This is a genomic window from Paraplanobispora siamensis (assembly GCF_016863175.1).
Lineage (GTDB): Bacteria > Actinomycetota > Actinomycetes > Streptosporangiales > Streptosporangiaceae > Planobispora > Planobispora siamensis.
Map to the genome: position 1 here is coordinate 114,628 of NZ_BOOJ01000024.1, position 19,580 is coordinate 134,207.

A 19,580-nucleotide genomic window follows, 5' to 3' on the forward strand; every position below is an offset into this window, starting at 1 on the left:
AGACACGGAGGTGGAGCCGTCCCCCGCGCGGGAGGACGGGCCCCGCCTCCGGTCTGTCTCATGTCACGGCATGCGGGCGTAGGCGGGCAGGGTGAGGAACTCGGCGAAGTCGTCGTCCAGGGCGACCTCCTTGAACAGGGCGGTGGCCTGGGTGTAGAGGGCCTCGTCGTAGCCGGGTTCGGCCTTGATCTTGGCGAGTTCCTCGTCGATGATCCGCTCGACGAGTTCCCTGGTGACGACCTCGCCGGTGTCGGCCAGCCGGATGTCGTTGTGGATCCACTGCCAGATCTGCGAGCGGGAGATCTCGGCGGTGGCGGCGTCCTCCATCAGGTTGTGGATCGCCACCGCGCCCAGCCCGCCCATCCAGGCGGCGAGATAGCGCAGCGCCACGTCCACGTTGTTGCGCAGGCCGGCCTCGGTGATGTCGCCGGGGGTCTTGGAGACCGCGAGCAGGTCGGCGGCGGAGACGGAGACGTCCTCTCGGAGCCGGTCGAGCTGGTTGGGCTTGTCGCCGAGCACGCCGTCGAAGACCTCGCGGCAGATCGGGACCAGGTCGGGGTGGGCCACCCAGGAGCCGTCGAACCCGTCGCCGGACTCGCGGGTCTTGTCGGCCCGGACCTTCTCCAGCGCGACCTTGTTGACCTCGGCGTCGCGGCGGGAGGGGATGAACGCGGCCATGCCGCCGATGGCGTGCGCACCGCGCTTGTGGCAGGTGCGCACCAGCAGCTCGGTGTAGGCGCGCATGAACGGCGCGGTCATGGTCACCGCGTTGCGTTCGGGCAGCAGGAACTCCTTGCCGCGGGTGCGGAACTTCTTGATCACGCTGAACAGGTAGTCCCAGCGGCCCGCGTTGAGCCCGGCCGAGTGGTCGCGCAGCTCGTAGAGGATCTCCTCCATCTCGAAGGCGGCCGGGTAGGTCTCGATCAGCACGGTCGCGCGGATGGTGCCCTGCGGGATGCCGAGCAGTTCCTGGGCCCGGACGAAGACGTCGTTCCAGAGGCGGGCCTCCAGGTGCGACTCCATCTTCGGCAGGTAGAAGTAGGGGCCCTTGCCCTTGGCGAGCTGCCGGGCGGCGCAGTGGAAGAAGTAGAGGCCGAAGTCGACGAGGGAGCCCGACATCGGGGCGCCGTCGAGGACGAGGTGCTTCTCCTCCAGGTGCCAGCCGCGCGGGCGGACCACGACGGTGGCCAGCTCCTCGTCGGGCTTGAGGGTGTAGCTCTTGCCGCCGGTCTCGAAGTCGATGGTCCGGTCCAGCGCGTCCCGCAGGTTGAGCTGGCCGCTGATGGTGTTCTCCCAGGTGGGAGCGTTGGCGTCCTCGAAGTCGGCCAGCCAGACCTTGGCGCCGGAGTTGAGGGCGTTGATCGTCATCTTCCGGTCGACCGGGCCGGTGATCTCCACCCGGCGGTCCACCAGGCCGGGCGCGGGCGGGGCGACCTTCCACTCGGACTCGCGCACGTGCTTGGTCTCGGGAAGGAAGTCCAGGGTGCCGCCGGCCGACAGCTCCGCCTGCCGTGCCTGCCTGGCCTGGAGCAGCTCGAGGCGCCGGGCGCCGAACTCGCGCTGGAGGGCGGCCACGAAGGCCAGCGCCTCCGGCGTGAGGATCTCGTCGAACCGGTCCTGGGAGGTGCCGGTGATCTCAACGCCGTCCATGAGCTTCCTTTCCGCATCGTGGAAAATCTCTTCTGAATTGCGGAATTGACGCTACTGGATGGTCACCTACGGGTCAAAGGCAGGGGCCCCTCAGGGCAGGGTCGGGGGCTTCCCGGATGGGTGGGGAGGCGGCGCTCCGCCACAGTTGTGGAGGCGCCCTTCCGCACGGGGGACGCCGGACGGATCGTGAAGGGGAGCGGAGCTCCCGGAAGTCGAGGACGTGGGGCCATGAAGAGGAACATTCTTGTCGCGGGGGCGTTCGTGGGCTCGGCCCTGCTGTTGTCCGCCTGCCAGTTCGACGGCTTCGGCGCGACCGAGCAGTCCGTCGCCTCCTACGACGTGCCCGAGAAGGTGCTGACGCTCGCCGTCGACTCCGGCGCGGGGGACATCGTGGTCAACGAGTCGGACCGGACGGGGATCAGGGTCACCGAGACGGTCCACTGGAACGGGGACAAGCCCAAGACCGAGCACGTGGTGAGCGGGGACACCCTGCGGCTGACGTACGACTGCGGCGGCGGTTTCGCGCGGGCCTGCAGCGTCGACTACAAGGTCGAGGTCCCCAAGGGGGTCACGGTCAGGGCGGACACCGGGTCGGGCGACATCACGCTGCGCTCCCTGACCGGGCAGGTGGACGCGACCGCGGGGTCCGGTGACATCGACGCCAGCGGGCTGGGAGGCAAGAACCTGACCGCCGACACCGGCTCGGGCGACGTCGAGGTCAAGTTCGCCGGCGTGCCGGACCGGGTCGAGATCGAGACCGGCGCGGGCGACGCCACGGTACGGCTGCCGCAGAACTCCTACAAGGTGACCACCGACACCGGCGCGGGCGACGAGACGGTCGAGGTCACCAACGACCAGTCGTCCGCCAGGATCATCCAGGTCTCGACCGGCGCGGGCGACGCCAAGGTCCTGCGCTCGTGACCGCGCCCGGCGGCCCCCGGCCGGGGAACCGCCGGAGCGCGATCCAGCGATCTGAGCGATCTGAGCGATCTAGTCGTCCAGCACGGGATAGTTGCTTCGCAGCACGCCCAGCGGGTCCCTGCGGCGCTTGACGTCGCGCAGGCGGGCCAGGACGTCGCCGGGGAAGGCGCCGGCGGCCCGCTCGCCCGGGCCCAGATTGGTGAACGGCTTGCGCCCGCTGGTGTAGGGCACCAGCGCCGAGGAGATCTCCCGCTGCCGCTCGGCGACGGCCGCCGCGCTCTCCGGCGTGAACGGCACGCCCAGCAGGCTCAGGAGATACTCCTCCTCGACGTGGCCGCAGGCGCCGGCTCCGGGCACGGGCCGGGCCAGCGCCCCGCCCAGGTGACGCACCTGCACCAGGGCCAGCGGGGCCACGCCGCCGGAACCCGCCGCCTCGGCCAGCACCGCCGCGGCGGCCTGGTCGTCGAAGCGGGTGAGCAGCTGGGCCAGGATGCTTCCGGGACCCGGGTCGGTCGGCTCGGCGCAGATGTCCCCCAGGGCGGCCACCGGCAGCGGTCCCCGGGTGTCGAGGACCCGGCCGTCGATCTTCTCGAACCGGCGCAGCAGCGCCTGCGCCTCATCGGCCTCACCGAGGTGGGCGACGTCCACGAGCACCGCGGACAGGCCGCGCAGCGGCTGCGGGACCTGGGGCAGCGGCGGGAACTGCATGAGCGAGAACCACACGGTCAGCTCCTCGGGAGCCTCCGCGGCCGTCTCCCGGAAGGCGGCCATGACGTCCGCGGCGCGGTCGGCGGGCCACACGATCCGCCCGCCGTACAGCTTCGGCGCCGGATGCAGGTCGAACTCCACGGCGGTGACCACCGCGAAGTCGCCGCCCCCGCCGCGCAGCGCCCAGAACAGCTCCGGGTCGGACCCGGCGTCCACCCGGGTCCGCGCCCCGTCGGCGGTCACCACGTCGAAGGCGCGCACGCTGTTGGCCGCGTAGCCGTACTTCCTGGCGAACCAGCTCACCCCTCCGCCCAGGGTGTAGCCGACCACCCCCGTCGCCGGCGAGCTGCCCGCCAGGCCGGTGAGCCCGTGGCCGCCCGCCTCGGAGAGCACCTCGCCCCAGGAGACGCCCGCCCCCACCCGGGCCAGCCGCTCGCCCGGCCGTACCTCCACCCCGCGCAGCCGCCCGGTGCGCAGCAGGATCGTCCCGTCGGTGTTGCCGGAGGCGCCGTGCCCGCTGGGCTGGGTGCTGACGCTCAGCCCGGCCAGGCCGGCCGCCCGGACCACGGCGGCCACGTCGTCGGCGTCCTCGGCCTCCACGACCGCCAGCACGGGCTGCTCGACGGCCCGGTTCCACGGCAGCCGGGCGGTGTCGAATGCTTCGTCGCCGGCCGTGAGAACCCGGCCGCGTACCACCTGGCGGAGATCGCTGCCTATATTCATGCTGTCCTCCCTGTTGTCTGCGAACTGATGCTCGCCGAAGCCGTTTGCGGGGGGTTTGGGGTTCGTTTGGCTGCGACTTGAGGTGCGATGGAGATCCGTCTGTTCGGGCCGGTAGAGGTCGTGGACGACGCGGGCCGGGCGGTGGAGCTGGGCACGCGCAAGCAGCGGGCGGTCCTGGCGATGCTGGCCCTGGAGCCGGGCCGGGTGGTCTCGCTCGACCGGCTGGTGGAGGAGCTGTGGGCGGGTGAGGCGCCCTCCGGGGCGACCGGGACACTCCAGGCCTACATCTCCCATCTTCGCAGGGCCCTGGAGCCCGACCGGCCGCCGCGCTCGCCCTCACGGCTGCTGCTGACCCGCGAGCCGGGCTACCTGCTCGCGGTGGCGCCGGGCCAGATCGACCTGTTCCGTTTCGAGGCGTGGGCGCAGGAGGGCCGCCGGGCCCTGGTGCGCGAGGAGTACGGCCAGGCGCTGCGGATCCTCGACCGGGCCAGGGAGGTCTGGCGCGGTGATCCGCTGGTGGAGTTCGCCGACCAGGAGTTCGCCGCGCCCGTGATCGCCAGGCTGGCCGAGCTGCGCGTCACGGCCGAGGAGGATCGGTTCGAGGCGCGGCTCGCGCTGGGCGAGAGCGGGACGTGCGTCGCCGACCTGGAGGAACTCGTCGAGGCCAACCCGTACCGGGAGCGGCTGTGGGGGCTGCTGGCGCTGGCGCTGTACCGGTCGGGACGGCAGGCCGACGCGCTGGCCACCCTGCGCAGGGCGCGGGAGCTGCTCGCCGCGGAGCTCGGCCTCGACCCGGGCCCCGACCTGCGCCGTCTCGAGCAGGCCGTGCTCGGCCAGGATCCCGGGCTGACCGCCCCCGCCCCGGAGCGCGCGGCGGCGGCCGCGGTCCCGGCCGGCCCCGCGGAGGCGGGGGAGCGGCTCATCGGCAGGGAGGGCCAGCTCGGGCGGATCAGCGCGCGGGTGGCCGAGCTGCGCCGGGGCTCGGGAGGGGTGCTGCTGATCGAGGGCGAGGCGGGGATCGGCAAGACCCGGCTCGCCCAGGCCGCCGCCGACGAGGCGCGCTCCCGGGGCATGACGGCGCTGTGGGGACGCTGCGTCGACACCGCCACCGCCCCGGCGTTCTGGCCGTGGGCGCAGGCGCTGCGGGGCGCCGGTCCGCAGGCCGCGGAGGTGGTCGGCATCCTCACCGGTGACGCGGTGGCCTGTCCCGACATGCAGCTGTTCGAGCTGTACCAGCGGGTCCTGGCCGCGCTGACCGCGGCGGGGCCGCTGGTGCTCGTGCTCGACGACCTGCACTGGGCCGACGTCTCCTCGCTGCGGCTGCTCGCCTTCGCCGCCGGTGAGCTGGACCGCTGCCCCGTGCTCATCGTGGCCACGCTCCGCCCGGAGCCGGGGGAGCACCCCGCGCAGCTGAGCGAGACCCTCGGCGCGCTGGCCAGGGAGCACCGTACCGAGCGCCTGGAGGTGGGCCCGTTCACCGGCGAGGACGTGGCCGCCTACCTGCGCGTGCGGCGCGTCGGCCCGGAGCCGACCGGTGCCCCGCACACCGGTCCGGAACTGGCCCGGGCCCTGCACGAGCGCAGCGGCGGCAACCCCTTCTACCTGGGGGAGCTGCTGCGCCTGCTGGAGAGCGAGAACAGCCTGTCCGGCGCCGTCCCCACCGGCGTGCGCGACGTCATCGGCCGCCGGGTCGCCCGGCTGCCCGGGGAGAGCCGGGAGCTGCTGCGGGTCGCCGCGGTCGCCGGGCGCGACGTCGACGTGGACCTGCTCGCCGCGGCCACCGGCACCCCCGCCGAGGAGGTCATGTCCCTGCTGGAGCCCGCGGTGGCCACCGGGCTGCTGGTCGAGGTCCCCGAGGACTACCGCTTCTCCCACGCGCTCGTACGCGACGCCCTGTACGCCCAGCTCAGCCGGGTGGAGGCGGCCCGGACCCATCTGCTGGTGGGACAGGCGCTGGAGACGCTCCCGGCCGGGGACGGGTCCCCCCGGGCCGCCGAGCTGGCCCACCACTTCGGCAGGGCCGTACGGGTCGGCGGCCGGGCCAAGGCGGTCGAGTACGCCTGCGCCGCCGCGCGCAGGGCCACCGCCCAGCTGGCCCACGACGAGGCCGTGGACCTGTGGGAGCTGGCCCTCGGCGCGCTGCCCGCCGACGACGGCCCGGCGCGGTGCGCGGTGCTGACCGAGCTGGCCCGGGCCCGCCGTACGGCGGGGGACGCCGAGGGCGCCCGCCGTGACCTGGAGCAGGCCATGGACCTGGCCCTGCGGATCGGGGACAGGCAGGCCCTGATCGACGCGGTCACCGTCTCCGGCGAGCAGAGCGTCTGGAACTGGCGCCCCTACGGCGTGGTGGACGAGCGCATGGTGGCGGTGCTGGAGGACCTGCTGGCCGGAGGGCTGGAGGACCGCCGGCGCGCCGCGCTGCTCGGCGCTCTCGGCATGGAGCTGTACTACGGGCCGCGCCGGGAGGAGGGAGAGCGCCTGGCACGCGAGGGCGTCGAGCTCGCGCGCCGGGTCGGCGACCCGGTCCTGACCGCGACCACGCTCAACAACTACTGCATCACGGCCTGGGTGCCCTGGCGGGACGCCGAGCGCCGGGCCGCCACCGAGGAGATCCTGGCCCTGCCCGGCCTGCCCCGCGCCACCGAGCTGATCGCCCGGGTGCTGCGGATGGCCTCGCTGCTGCGCGCGGGCGAGCTGGCCGAGTGGGACCGGGACCTGGCCCGCTGCGAGTCCCTGCTGCGGGAGCTGGGCCGTCCCGAGCTGGAGGCCATGGTCCGCATCGCCGAGACCGCCCGCCGCACCCTCGACGGCGACTGGGCGGCCGCCGAGGCGCTGACCGCCCGCTTCGCCGCGCTGCTGGAGGGCTCCAGCCTGTGGTGCCCGCAGTTCCCCCGCCTGATCGCCGAGTTCACCTGCGCGCGCGAGCAGGGCCGCGTCCCCGAGATCCTCGGCGAGCTCGTCGAGCGGGCCACGGTCCTGGAGACGGTGCCGCTGCGGCCGATCGCCGTGCTGGCGGCGCTGGACGGAGGTGAGCCGGACCTGGCCGCGGAGCTGGTCCGGCGCTGGGGCGCCGAGATCCGCGACGACTGGACGGCCGACCTCCTGCTCGTCGTCTGGGGCCTGGTGGCCGCCCGGCTGGGCGTCCCCGACCCGGAGACGATGTACCGCAGGCTGCTGCCGTACGCCGACCAGCTCGTCATCAGCGGGATGGGCATCTGCGGGTGGGGCTCGCACCACATGATCCTGGCCGAGCTGGCCGCGCGGCTGGGCCGTACGGAGACCGCGGCCGAGCACGCGCGGCGGGCTGTGGAGGTCCACCGGCGGCTGGGCCTGACCCACTGGGAACGGCGGAGCCTGGAGCTGGCGGATTTGCTGACGGCGGACCGATAACCAGATGAGAACCCGGGACGCCCGTGGCACGATCGAGGGAAGACACAGGGACGCGCGGGTGTTCTTCTATACGAGATGACGCATGTGAAGCACCCCCTCGGGGCATCCGTAAACCACATGACCGAATGGAGCGACGACATAGACACTCGTGAGCCGCTGGACTTCGACCAGTTCGACGATCTGCCCGAGATCGGCGAGATGGAGCTGGCCGAGCGCCGGGCGCTCCGCCGGGTGGCGGGGCTCTCCACCGAGCTCGAGGACGTCACCGAGGTCGAATACCGCCAGCTGCGGCTTGAGCGGGTCGTCCTCGTGGGCGTCTGGACCTCGGGTACGGCGATCGACGCCGAGAACTCCCTCCTGGAGCTCAAGCTCCTCGCCGAGACCGCCGGCTCCCAGGTGCTGGAGGGCCTGATCCAGCGCCGTCAGCAGCCCGACACCGCCACCTACATCGGTTCCGGCAAGGCCCAGGAACTGGCCGACATCGTGGCGGCCACCGGCGCCGACACCGTGATCTGCGACGGCGAGCTGAGCCCCGGCCAGCTGCGCCAGCTCGAGGAGGTCGTCAAGGTCAAGGTCATCGACCGGACCATGCTGATCCTCGACATCTTCGCCCAGCACGCCAAGAGCCGCGAGGGCAAGGCGCAGGTCGAGCTGGCCCAGCTCAACTACCTGCTGCCGCGCCTGCGAGGCTGGGGTGGCAACCTGTCCCGCCAGGTCGGCGGACGGGCCGCGGGCGGCGTCGGCATCGGCGGCCGCGGCCCCGGTGAGACCAAGATCGAGCTGGACCGCCGCCGGATCCGCGAGCGGATGGCCAAGCTGCGCCGTCAGATCGCGGACATGACGACGGCCAGGGAGACCAAGCGCGCCCGGCGCATGGAGCGCGAGGTCCCGGCCGTGGCCATCGCCGGTTACACCAACGCCGGCAAGTCCTCCCTGCTGAACCGGCTGACCGGTGCGGGCGTCCTGGTCGAGGACGCGCTCTTCGCCACCCTCGACCCGACCGTCCGCCGGGCCTACACGCCCGAGGGCCGCCTGTACACGCTGGCCGATACCGTCGGCTTCGTACGGCACCTGCCGCACCAGCTCGTCGAGGCCTTCCGCTCCACGCTGGAGGAGGTCGGCGACGCCGACCTGATCCTGCACGTGGTCGACGGCTCGCACCCCGACCCGGAGTCGCAGCTGGCCGCCGTGCGGGAGGTCTTCGCCGACATCGAGGGCGCGCACGACATCCCGGAGATCGTGGTCGTCAACAAGGCCGACGCCGCCGACCCGGTGGTGCTGGCCCAGCTGACCGCGCGGGAGAGGAACACCGTCGTGGTCTCGGCCCGCACCGGCGCCGGGATCGACGAGCTGCGCGCCGCGATCGAGCGGGAGCTTCCCCGCTTCGACCGCGAGATCAGGATGCTGGTGCCGTACGACCGCGGCGACCTGATCTCCCGGGCCCACCGCGAGGGTGAGGTCCTGGGCGTCGAGCACACCGGGGACGGCACGATCCTGCACGCCAGGGTCCTGCCCGGCCTCTACGCCGAGCTGGAGAAGACCGCCAAGCCGGTCGAGACCGTCTGATCCGCGCCGCGACGGCGCGGGAGAACGACGACCCCGCAGGGGCGGAACCCATCGGTTCCGTCCCTGCCCGCGTTCTGGGGACAGGGGGTTTCCCGGGCGCGCGGTGGTTCCGGCAGCCGGGCGTGCGGCGGTTTCAGGCGTCGGGCGTGCGGCGGAAGACGACGAGGGCCACGTCGTCCTCGCGGACGCCGAACTGGCCCAGCAGCCGGTTGCAGAACCCCTCCAGATCGTCTCCGGCGGACTCCGCGAGCCGCCGGGCGATCTCCAGGCTCTCGTCGAGCAGCTTGTCCCGGTCCTCGATGAGCCCGTCGGTGAACATCAGCACCGCGCCTCCCGCCGGAACCGTCAGCTCGTCGACGCGGTAGACCGTCTCGCTCACGCCCAGCAGGAGGTTGCCCAGGGCGTGATAGCGGGCCTGGCCGGGCTCGTCCAGCAGCAGCGGCGGGATGTGCCCCGCGTTGGCCAGCTCGATCTTCCCGGTCACCGGGTCGAGCAGGATCAGGCACACCGTGGCGGTCATGCCGGGGTGATAGCGCCGCAGAACGTCGTTGAGCAGCGCCATGGACGCGCCGAGGTCGACCGCGCCCAGGAGCGAGGCGCGCAGGGCGTGGCGCAGCTCGGCCATCACGGTCGCGGCGTGCAGGGAGTGCCCCTGCACGTCACCGATGGCGATGAGGACCTGCTCGCCCAGCGGCAGGACCTCGTAGAAGTCGCCGCCGACCTCGACGTTGTCCACCGCCGGCTGGTAGCGCCAGCAGATCTCCAGCCCGGGGACCTGGGGGATGCGCGCCGGCAGCAGGCTGCGCTGCAGGGTGAGCGCGATCGCGTGCTCCTCGGTGTAGGCGCGCAGGGCGTCCACCGCCAGGGCCAGCGCCTGGCCGAGCTGGCGCAGGACGGTGAACTCGTCGTCGTCCATCGGCGGGTCCGCCTGCACCCCCAGGCACAGGGCGGGGCGGCCCAGCTTGGTGCGCGAGACCGTCGCCGAGACGTCCCCGGTGACGTCCGAGCCGGGCACCAGCTTCAGCCAGTCGGAGGCCGCGACCGTGATGATCCGGGTGCCCGGCGCGTCGTCCAGGAACAGCTTGCTCAGCGCGGGCAGGGAGTCGGGCGAGGCGGGCTTGGCCGCGGCGGTGTGCTCCGGGGGCATGGAGTTGTACCTGCGGGTCCGGCCGTCCGGCGGGAGCGCCAGCGCGCCCGCGTGCCGGCCGAGGATCCGGGAGGTCCCCTCGACGGCCGTGGCCAGGAGCCCGTCGAAGGTGTCGGCCGCGTTCATGGCCAGGGTGACCTCGTTGAGGGCGGCCATCCGCCCGGCCATCCGCTCGGCCCGCTGCCGCGCGCGGTAGTAGCGCAGGGTGGCCTCGATCGTCGCGGCGAACTCGTCCGGCTCGACCGGCTCGGCCAGGTAGGCGTCCGCGCCCCGTTCGAGGCCCTCGGTGCGGTCACCGGGCGTGATCGCCGCCCCGGAGATCTGGACGACCGGGATCGAGGACGTGACGGGGTCGGCCTTGATCTGCTCACAGACCTCGTAGCCGCTGATGTCGGGCAGCTTGACGTCCAGGACGACGAGGTCGGGGCGGAGCTCCTTGACCTTGGTCAGCGCCTCCAGCCCGCCCGTCGCCTCCACGACCCGGTGGCCGGAGCGCCGCAGCCAGCTGGACAGGATGTAGAGCTTGGTCGGCGTGTCGTCCACGACGAGCACCGTCGCCGTCGTCTCATTCACCCTCGTGCTCCAAGGCGTGCCGTACGGTCTCCAGCAGGATGTCACGGCGGAGGTCGTGCTTGGAGACCACCGCTCGTGCCGTCTGCGGATACTGGTGGGAGGTCACGACGGTGACGACGATGGCGGGGACGGCGCGCAGCCGTTCGTCCTCGGCCATCCGCAGCAACAGGGTCGCCCCGTCCATCCGCGGCATCAGCAGGTCCACCAGGACGACGTCGGGAGGGTCGGCGGCCATCAGCTCCAGCGCGGTCAGCCCGTCGGGCGCCTCGTCGATCCGGGCGGCGAAACCGCTGAGCATGCGGCGTACGGTGGCCCGGAACTTCTCGTCGTCGTCGGCGACGAGCAGCCGGCTCACCACCGGCGGACCGGCGTGCCGCTGCGGCAGGCGCAGGACGGCCGTGGTGCCCCCGGACGGCGTGGCGGACAGCTGGAGGGTGCCGTCCATCGCCTCGGCCAGGCGGCGGGCGTACGGCAGGCCGAGACCGGTGCCCTTCGCGCGCGCCTGGATCGGCCCCGGCACCTGATAGAACTCCTCGAAGACGCTCTCCAGGTGCTCCTCGGGGATGCCGATCCCGGTGTCGGTCACCGTGAAGACCACCTCGTCGGTGGCCCCGTCGGTGGCCACCTCCAGCCTGACCTCGCCCTCTTCGGTGAACTTCAGGGCGTTGGACAGGAGGTTGCGCAGGATCTTGGTGAGCATCCCCTCGTCGACGACCATCTCGGCGGCGTGCTCCGCCACCTGGACCGACAGCGTGACCTGCTCCATCCCGCTGGTGGGCCGCAGGGTCATCCCCAGCCGCTCGGACAGGGCGATCAGATCCACCCGGGACGGTTGCGGGTCCAGCCGTCCCGACTCGGCCTTGGCCATGTCGAGCAGCTCGCTCACCAGCGCCAGGAGCGTCTCGGCCGAGGCTCCGATGAGCTGGACCTGGTGGAGCTGCTCCGCGCCCAGCGGCTCCCCGCCGGGGCCGACCAGGAGGCGGACCAGGCCGATGATCGAGTTGAGCGGGGTGCGCAGCTCGTGGCTGACCGTGTTCCAGAACCTGTTCCTGGTGTCGCTCATCCTCCTGAGCTGGTTGGACTTCTCATCCAGCTCCGCGTAGAGCGCCACTACGCCGCGGTTGGTCTCCTCCAGCTCGGCCGAGAGCTGGTTGTACAGGGCCAGCACGCCCTGGTTGGTCTCCTGCAGCTCCGTGTTGAGCTGCATCACCTCCTCCAGGGTCTCGGCGAGCTCCTGGTTCTGCCGCTTGAGCTCCTCCATCGCGGTCACCGGGGCCAGCCGGGAGACCTTGGCGCGGACCTCCTCGGCGGAGGCGCCGCGCAGGCCGGTCGGCAGCCGCTTGAGCATGCTGATGCGGCCCTCGTCCGGGACGCAGTCGATCATGTCCACCAGGCGACCGGCCAGCGCCGCGCCGTCGGCGGGCAGGAAACCGGAGTCCGCGGGGAAGCGGATGTCGACGACCAGGTTGTCGTGGTCGAGGAGGAAGGCGGCCGAGGCGCCGATCCCCTGGGAGAGAAGCTCTCTGCCGATCTCACTCAGCGCCGTGGCCACCCGGATCTGGTCCGGCCCCGCCAGCCCGGCCGCCTCCGCCACCTCGCGCCCCATCCGGCGCATGGTGAACACGTCCTGGTCGTCGGCGAGGCGGACGCGGATCAGCCGTTCACCGGTCATGTCTCCGCCCTCACAGTCACCACGCAGGCGTCGTCCCTGCGGGTCCCCGCGTCGCGCAGCAACGTCGCGGCGAGTACGGAGGGGGGACGCGTCACCAGCCCCGGATAGGAGACGATGTTCCAGCGCTCGGAGAGCCCGTCGGAGTGCAGGACCGCCATACTGTGCGGCGGCAGGGCGTACTCATACTGCCGGAAGGCGCTCGGGGCCCGGCTCCCCGCGATGCCCGGGACCGAGACCATCCCCTGGCGGCCGTCCGGGTGGACGATCCATCCCGAGATGTTGCCGAGTCCGGCGAAGGTCACCGTACGGCTCTGCCGATCCACCGTGGCCACGGCGACCGCGCCGCCCCGGGTGCCGGACAGGCGCCGGTGGATCCGCTCCAGCGCGGCGGCCGGCGCGAGGCCGGGGTTCTCGGTGAACACCCGCACCGCCTCGTTCGAGGCGTGGGCCGCGGCCTCGCCGTGGCCGAGCCCGTCACACAGCATCACGGTGGTCGTGGCGCCGGTCCCGGCGACCGCGAACGCGTCGCCGCAGACGATCTCCTCGCCGATGGGGCGGGTCAGCCCGCTCACCAGGGAGGGGGGGCTGGGGGCGTGGCGCGCGACGAAGTGCAGGGCGATCACCGTGCCGCGGCCCGGCAGGGAGTGGATGTCGCACCCGTCGGCCATGCGCGCGATGCCGCCCAGCCCGATGCCCAGCGTGCCGGCGGTCGAGTAACCGTCGCGCAGCGCCCGGGAGACGTTCTGCATGCCCGGTCCGCGGTCCAGCGCGATGACCTCGACGGCGGAGTCCAGCTCAGGATGCGGCCGGATCAGCATGACCCCTTCGACGGCATGCTTGACCAGGTTCGACGCCGCCTCGCTCACCGCGACGGCCATCCGGCCGATCTCCTTTTCGGAGAACCCGCGCGCCTGGGCGAGCGCGGTGGCCGAGTGGCGCAGGGAGCCGATCACGCTGGCGTCCTCTGCGCGGACCCAGACGTCGTTGCGGGAGCGGATCACCTGCTCCATTTAGTCACCGTGACCAGCGTGCCCTTTCCGGGAGCCGACTGCAGGTCGAACTCGTCGACCAGCCGCCGCGAGCCGCTCAGGCCGAGACCGAGACCACCGCCGGTGGTCCACCCGTCGGTGAGGGCCTGCTCGATGTCCGGGATGCCGGGGCCGTCGTCGCTGAAGGTCAGGCGCAGACCGGACCGCGCGCCGTTGCGCACGATCTCGATCTTGACCTGCCCGCCTCCCGCGTAGACCAGCGCGTTGCGGGCCAGCTCGCTGGCCGCGGTGACGACCTTCGTCTGGTCCACCAGAGACAGGCCGGCCTGGATGGCGACGGCCCTGACCTGCTGGCGGACCAGGACGACGTCACCGTTGCTGTTGATGGGCAGGAGCTGCTCGTCAGGGGACGTCATCGCGGGGCCGCGGCGATCTGCGCGCCGTCGAGATGGTTGAGCAGGGCGACGCCCTTCTCGAGATTGAGCGCCGTGCGCACACCGCCGAGCGACAGGCCCAGCTCCACCAGGGTGATCGCGACCGCCGGGCGCATGCCCACCACGACCGTCTCGGCGTCGAGCATGCGGGAGATGGAGGCGATGGTCGCGAACATGCGGCCGATGAAGGAGTCGACGATCTCGACGGCGGTGATGTCGATGATCACTCCCCGCGCTCCGGTATCGACGATCTTGTCCGCCAGGTCCTCCTGGAGCGCCAGCACGGACTGGTCCTCCAGGTCGATCTGGATGGAGACGATGAGGATGTCACCGAGTTTGAGGATCGGCACGCGGTCCATCAGTCGCCCTCCTCGGTCCGTACGGTGACGCGGGTGCCGCGACCCTTGACCACCTGGACGCCGCTCTGGCGCAGCATGTAGGCGAGGGCGTCGGACAGCGAGGCCTTGGTGACGATGTCGCCGAACTCGATGCCCAGGGTGACGATGGTGTGGGCGATCTGCGGGCGGATGCCGGAGATCACGCACTCCGCGCCCATCAGGCGCGCGGCCACCACGGTCTTGAGCAGGTGCTGGGCGACCTGGGTGTCGACCGCGGGCACGCCGGTGATGTCGATCACCGCGTGCTCCGAGCCGGTCTCCACCAGGGTCTGCAGCAGCTTCTCCATCACGACCTGGGTCCTGGCCGAGTCGAGCGTGCCGATCAGCGGCACCGCGACGATGCCCTCCCAGAGCTTGACGACCGGGGTCGACAGCTCCAGGAGCTGCTCGGCCTGGTCGAGGATGATCTTCTCTCTGGCCGTTGCGTAGCTCTCGAACGTGAAGAGACCGAGGTCGTCGATCGTCCGGGAGAACCAGACGAAGCCCTTCAGCGCCTCGGTGTCCCCGTCGCCCTCGATGAGCTCGAAGACGGCCTGCTTGAGGCCGAAGACCACGTTGGCGGTCTCGGTGGGCGCGAACCCCTGGCGGGCGCGGGAACGGGACAGCTCGGCCAGCAGCCCGCGCAGGTCGCTGGTGTCCCCGGAACCGATGAACGACTGCCGCAGGGCCTGGTAGATCTCGGTGAGCCGGACGGTCATGTCGCCGCGGTCGGCGTGGCCGCCGGGCGTGGTCGCGGCTATCTCAAGCCAGCGCTTGAGGACGTGTTCCTCATGCTGCTGCAGAAGTTCTTCGATACGGCGCCGGCCGGCGTCGGACTGGACGGTCAAGATCGCTCCCATGCGTGCGCCTTGTGGTGGCTCGCCCGACAGGCTACAGGGGATGTCCGGTGTCGCGATGATTGCGGGGATCACCGGACAGGGTGGGGGCGGTGCGGCGAGAATCGGCGGGAGTGGCCGCGCGGCGACCGGCGGGCAACCGGCGGGCGCTCGGCGGGAGTGACGCGGCGGCCGACGGGGATGGCCGGGTGGCGGTCGGCGGAAGCGGCCGGGTGGCGATTAATCAGATTATGTTGATTCTCAAGTCGCATTCAATCGTCGGACTTGCATCCCGGGGCGGTTTCGAGGGGAACTGTAAACCCTAAAAACCGTACGAACAACCACAAAACGGACACTGGCCGGTCAAGGTTTGGATTGCTACCATGGGGCAAATCTAACGAGACGTTATGGCGCTGGTCTGTCTGGCTCCTGATGTTGCAGGTGAGAAAAGAGTGGCCTGAGCTGTGGAAACACTCTTGGGGCTCTATATGCGGGCGAAGCCGGTGAACCGGACGTGACTGTGGTGAAGCGGCGTTCTTCCCAATTAGCCTGTACAGCGGGCCGACCTGTGAAATAACGTAACTGAACTGAAACCGCCGGATCATGCCCCCGGCGCTACTGTCGCCGCACATATAGCGGCTGAGAGCAGGAGACCCCAATGTCGTCCGGACTCGGAGTGGATCCGGCGGGCGTGGTGCCCGGCACCGGCCGGGCCACCGCATCGAGCCCGTCCGGGGTTCCGGCTCCGACGCCCGTCCCTGCGCGCAAGGCGGTGATGCGATGACGGTCCGCCTCCTGACCAACATCGGCCGGCTGTGGACCGGCAACGACGTGTGCAGTAACGCCGCGATCCTCGTGCACAACGACCGCATCGCCTGGGTCGGCCGCGCCGCCGACCTGCCGCAGAGCGTGCCCGGTGTGGTGGACGACATCGTCGACGTGGACCACGTCGAGAACCTGGGCGGCGCCCTGGTCACGCCCGGGCTGATCGACGCCCACACCCATCCGGTCTACGCCGGCAACCGCTACGCCGAGATGGCCATGCGTTCGGGCGGCTCCACCCCGTCCGCGATCACCGCGGCCGGCGGAGGCGTCGGCTCCACCGTCACGGTGACCCGGGGCACCGACCCCTGGACCCTCTGCAACGGGGTCCGCGAGCGCCTGCGCGACTGGCTGCTCAGCGGCACCACCACGGTGGAGGCCAAGACCGGCTACCACCTGACCCGCGACGGCGAACTCGCCGACGTGCGCCTGCTGCGCGAGCTCGAGAAAGAGCCGATGATGCCGCGCGTGCACGTGACCTTCCTGGCCGCCCACGTCGTCCCGCCGGAATACTTCGGGCGCCAGCGCGACTACGTCGAGGCCGTGGGCGCCTGGTGCGCCGACGCCGCGGCGGCCGGTGCCGACAGCGTCGACGTCTACTGCGACGAGGGTCACTTCACCACCGACGAGGCCCGGTGGGTCCTGGCCTCCGGCCGCAACGTCGGCCTGCTTCCCCGCGTCCACGCCGGCGCCTTCAGCCGCCGCGGCGCCGTACAGCTCGCCGCGGAACTCGGCTGCGCCTCGGCCGACCTGCTCCACCACACCTCCGACGAGGACATCGCGGTCCTGGCCCGCTACGGCGTCCCCGCCGTGGTCTGCCCCGGCACCGCCCTCCAGCGCGGCAGCCTGCCGCCGGTGCGCCGGATGCTCGCCCAGGGCGTCACGGTGGCCCTCGGCAGCGACCACAACCCCGGCCACTGCGGCATCACCTCGATGTCCCTGGTCATCAGCCTCGCCGTGGCGGCCTTCGGCATGAGCGTCGGAGACGCGCTGCGCGCAGCCACCCTCGGCGGCGCCACCGTCCTGGGCGCGCCCGACCGGGGCGTCCTGGCCCCCGGCCGGCTGGCCGACATCGTCCAGTGGGACGCCGACCACGAGGGCGCCTTCGCCTGGGCCTTCGGCCTCAAGCCCCGCCGCGTCTGGCGCGGCGGCACCCCCGTCCAGTAGTCCCGGCACGGAACACGCTCCGCCCCCGGCTGTGTGATCTCCCCTGGATAGTCTCTGGATATGTCGTCATCGGTCGCCGTCGTCACCGACTCCACCGCATACCTCCCGCAGGAGGAGGTCCTCCGGCTGGGGATCACCGTGGTGCCGCTCCAAGTGATCGTCGGCGGCAGGCCGCTGGACGACGTCGCGCAGATCGGCGGCGCGGAGATGGCCGAGGCCCTCAAGGAGTGGACCCCGGTGACGACCTCCAGGCCCGCGCCCCAGCGGTTCGCGGACGCCTACAGCGAGGCGGCGGCCCGGGGCGCGCAGGGGGTGGTCTCCATCCACCTGTCGGGAGAGATGTCGGGCACGGTCGAGGCGGCCAGGAACGGCGCCGCGGACGCGCCGATCCCGGTGGAGGTCATCGACAGCAGGTCGATCGCCATGGGCCTCGGCTTCCCCGTCCTGGCCGCCGCAGAGGCCGCGGCCAAGGGCGCCTCCCTCGCCGAGGCGGCGGCCGTGGCCCGCCGCCGGATGGAGGGCACCCGCGACTTCTTCTACGTCGACACCCTCGAATACCTCCGCAGGGGAGGACGCATCGGCGCGGCGGCCACCCTGCTCGGATCCGCCCTGATGATCAAACCGCTGCTCCACATCACCGAGGGCACGATCTCCCCCCTCGAGAAGGTCCGCACCGCCACCCGCGCCATCTCCCGCCTGGAGGACCTCGCCGTCCAGGCCGCGGGCGACCGCCCGGTCGACATCGCCGTCCAGCACATCTCCGCCCGCTCCCGCGCCGACTCCCTGGCCGAACGCCTCTCCCAGCGCCTGCCCGCCTCGTCCCGCATCATCGTGGTCGAAGCAGGCGCGGTCATCGGCGCCCACGTAGGCCCCGGCATGCTGGGCGTAACGGTCTCCCCGACCTCCCCCTGAGACCCCCTTCGTGCGCCCGCTCCCACGGCCCCCGGGCACGGCGCCTCCTCGATGGTCAGACCTTCCCCGGGGGATCGCGGCGCCGGTAGGGCGAGCCCCCGGCCCGGTGCTGAGGCGTCACGTCGTCTTCGCGGCGGCCGGCCCCCTCGTCGGGCGCCGGTTTCCGCGTAGTCTGCGCCTGTTTCCGTGAACCCCTCAGAGCGTGCGCCTTCTCGGTGATCAGGCCTTCCCCGAGCGACTGAAGCGCCGGTACGGCGAGGCGTGATGCGTACGTTCCCGGCCCCGCTGTACGGCGAGCACCCCGATGAGCCCGGACCGGTACTTCAGCGGCAGGTCGTCCACAGCGGACGACCTCTTCGGATGGTTATCCCCAGAGCGGGATTCGGCCGAGATCCACCGGTGAGGTTCTCCATAACGTGCTGCCGTGCGGACCACAGATCAGGCCACCGAGCGCTTTCGCGCCGAAGCGCGGGTGCGGTCACTGACGGCGTCAGGTCCCGGCTTCGCCGGGCCGGACGCTTTCGACGCCTTCCCGCGCCTCCGGACCCCTGACGGAGTCGGCGGCCGTGGCCGCGGTCCGGAGAGCTGGGACAAGATGCCTGGTCACGGCCCTGTCGATTTTGACAACCATGCCAGGTCTCCGGGACATGACCACGACGGCCGTGAGAGCGGGCTCCCGTCCGGCGGACCCGAGATGCGCGCCGGACTCCTCGACGGCCGGCCTGAAAGCCGTCCCGGCTTCCCCGGTGACGAAGGCGGAGTCCGTGCCGGGTTCTCGGGTGATGAGGACGGGATCCGTGCCGGGTTCCCCGGCGATGAGGGTGGGATCCACGCCGGAGTTCCCGGCCGTGAGGCCGGGGTGCGTGCCGGAGCCCTCGATGATCGGACTGCGGCCCGTCCCGGACTCCCCGGAGGCGGAGCGGGATCGCTTCCGGTCCCGCCTTCCTTCGAGGCCCTCCGTTCGGCCGTCCTCAAGGGAGGGCCCGCGCTCGACCCCGGTCGTCCGGGAGTGCGAGTGCTGGTCCTGGTCGCGCTGGCCGCGGCCATCGTCGGCGGAATCTACGCCTGGTGGTCCCGTCCGCAGGCCGAGCCCCTCGCTCCACCCCCGCCGATCTCCGGTCCCTCTCCCGCCGGAGTCGTCGACACCACACGGCCGCGACCTTCCCAGGCCACCGAGGTGACCGTCCACGTCACCGGCAAGGTCCGCAAACCCGGTGTCGTCAGCCTTCCTCAGGGGTCCCGCGTCACCGACGCCGTGCAGGCGGCCGGAGGCGTCCGCAAGGGAGCCGCTCCCGGCCCCCTCAACCTCGCGCGCAGACTCATCGACGGCGAGCAGATCGTCGTAGGCTCCCCGGCCCACGCCGCGCCCGCCGTCCCCTCCACCACCGGTCCTTCCGTCGACCCGGCCGCCGTCCTCGACCTCAACACCGCCACCCCGGAGCAACTGGAGCAGCTGCCCGGCGTCGGCGAGGTGCTCGCCCGCCGCATCACCGAATACCGCGACAGCCACGGAGGTTTCCAGCGTGTCGAACAGCTCAGGGACGTCAGCGGCATAGGCGACAGAAAATACGCCGACATAAAAGACAAGGTCCGCGTATGACCGGGTCCGCCTACGTCGCCACCCGGGAGCAGTTCGACGCACAGACACGAGCCCTTCATCGAGTACGGCGCCGCGTCCTGGATCCGTCGGTCA

Annotated in this window: 14 protein-coding genes; 6 read left to right on the forward strand and 8 right to left on the reverse strand. The window is 72.0% G+C overall.

Features of this window, described 5'->3' with window-relative positions:
- Nucleotides 1–63: 63 nt before the first annotated feature.
- Nucleotides 64–1,650: a malate synthase A gene (gene aceB, locus Psi01_RS13560; protein ID WP_204064343.1), complete on the reverse strand. Its 1,587-nt coding sequence runs from the start codon at nt 1,648–1,650 to the stop codon at nt 64–66.
- 228 nt (nt 1,651–1,878) lie between these two features.
- Here aceB and Psi01_RS13565 point away from each other — a divergent pair, with 228 nt between their 5' ends.
- Entirely contained in the window at nt 1,879–2,571 is a 693-nt protein-coding gene (locus Psi01_RS13565) for a DUF4097 family beta strand repeat-containing protein (protein ID WP_204064344.1), read from the forward strand.
- Between the two features lie 69 nt (nt 2,572–2,640).
- Here the strand turns inward: Psi01_RS13565 and Psi01_RS13570 are convergent, their stop codons facing one another.
- Complete coding sequence (locus Psi01_RS13570) at nt 2,641–4,002, reverse strand: FAD-binding oxidoreductase (protein ID WP_204064345.1); 1,362 nt, start codon at nt 4,000–4,002, stop codon at nt 2,641–2,643.
- Nucleotides 4,003–4,089: 87 nt separating this feature from the next.
- On the opposite strand from Psi01_RS13570, the gene Psi01_RS13575 reads away from it, so the two are divergent.
- Entirely contained in the window at nt 4,090–7,392 is a 3,303-nt protein-coding gene (locus Psi01_RS13575; RefSeq protein WP_204064346.1) for an ATP-binding protein, read from the forward strand.
- 117 nt (nt 7,393–7,509) lie between these two features.
- Nucleotides 7,510–8,958 carry a GTPase HflX gene (gene hflX, locus Psi01_RS13580; protein ID WP_204064347.1) on the forward strand — a complete coding sequence of 483 codons (1,449 nt, stop codon included), beginning with the start codon at nt 7,510–7,512 and terminating at the stop codon, nt 8,956–8,958.
- Between the two features lie 133 nt (nt 8,959–9,091).
- Here hflX and Psi01_RS13585 read toward each other — a convergent pair whose 3' ends face one another.
- Genes Psi01_RS13585 through Psi01_RS13610 form a run of 6 tightly spaced genes read right to left on the reverse strand, consistent with a single transcriptional unit; the run spans nt 9,092 to nt 15,010 of the window.
- Nucleotides 9,092–10,678: a fused response regulator/phosphatase gene (locus Psi01_RS13585; protein ID WP_204064348.1), complete on the reverse strand. Its 1,587-nt coding sequence runs from the start codon at nt 10,676–10,678 to the stop codon at nt 9,092–9,094.
- The gene (locus Psi01_RS13590; RefSeq protein ID WP_204064349.1) at nt 10,671–12,350 is read right to left on the reverse strand and encodes an ATP-binding protein; all 1,680 of its coding nucleotides are present in this window, start codon (nt 12,348–12,350) and stop codon (nt 10,671–10,673) included. The genes Psi01_RS13585 and Psi01_RS13590 overlap by 8 nt, the downstream gene beginning before the upstream one ends.
- Nucleotides 12,347–13,360: a SpoIIE family protein phosphatase gene (locus Psi01_RS13595; RefSeq protein ID WP_204064350.1), complete on the reverse strand. Its 1,014-nt coding sequence runs from the start codon at nt 13,358–13,360 to the stop codon at nt 12,347–12,349. The genes Psi01_RS13590 and Psi01_RS13595 overlap by 4 nt, the downstream gene beginning before the upstream one ends.
- Nucleotides 13,348–13,755, reverse strand: a complete 408-nt coding sequence (locus Psi01_RS13600; RefSeq protein WP_204064351.1) for an anti-sigma regulatory factor — start codon at nt 13,753–13,755, stop codon at nt 13,348–13,350. Before Psi01_RS13600 ends, Psi01_RS13595 begins: the two co-directional genes overlap by 13 nt.
- On the reverse strand, nt 13,752–14,132 hold the full coding sequence (locus Psi01_RS13605) for an STAS domain-containing protein (RefSeq protein WP_204064352.1): 381 nt from the start codon (nt 14,130–14,132) through the stop codon (nt 13,752–13,754). Before Psi01_RS13605 ends, Psi01_RS13600 begins: the two co-directional genes overlap by 4 nt.
- The gene (locus Psi01_RS13610; RefSeq protein ID WP_204064353.1) at nt 14,132–15,010 is read right to left on the reverse strand and encodes an STAS domain-containing protein; all 879 of its coding nucleotides are present in this window, start codon (nt 15,008–15,010) and stop codon (nt 14,132–14,134) included. Before Psi01_RS13610 ends, Psi01_RS13605 begins: the two co-directional genes overlap by 1 nt.
- 756 nt (nt 15,011–15,766) lie before the next feature.
- Here Psi01_RS13610 and hutI point away from each other — a divergent pair.
- The 3 genes from hutI to Psi01_RS43305 all read left to right on the forward strand — a co-directional run bounded on the left by hutI (nt 15,767) and on the right by Psi01_RS43305 (nt 19,487).
- Nucleotides 15,767–16,975, forward strand: coding sequence for an imidazolonepropionase (gene hutI / locus Psi01_RS13615; protein WP_203873069.1), 1,209 nt, complete (start codon nt 15,767–15,769; stop codon nt 16,973–16,975).
- 60 nt (nt 16,976–17,035) lie between these two features.
- Entirely contained in the window at nt 17,036–17,887 is an 852-nt protein-coding gene (locus Psi01_RS13620) for a DegV family protein (protein WP_204064354.1), read from the forward strand.
- Nucleotides 17,888–18,902: 1,015 nt separating this feature from the next.
- Nucleotides 18,903–19,487 carry a ComEA family DNA-binding protein gene (locus Psi01_RS43305; RefSeq protein ID WP_239127610.1) on the forward strand — a complete coding sequence of 195 codons (585 nt, stop codon included), beginning with the start codon at nt 18,903–18,905 and terminating at the stop codon, nt 19,485–19,487.
- The last annotated feature ends 93 nt before the right edge of the window (nt 19,488–19,580 follow it).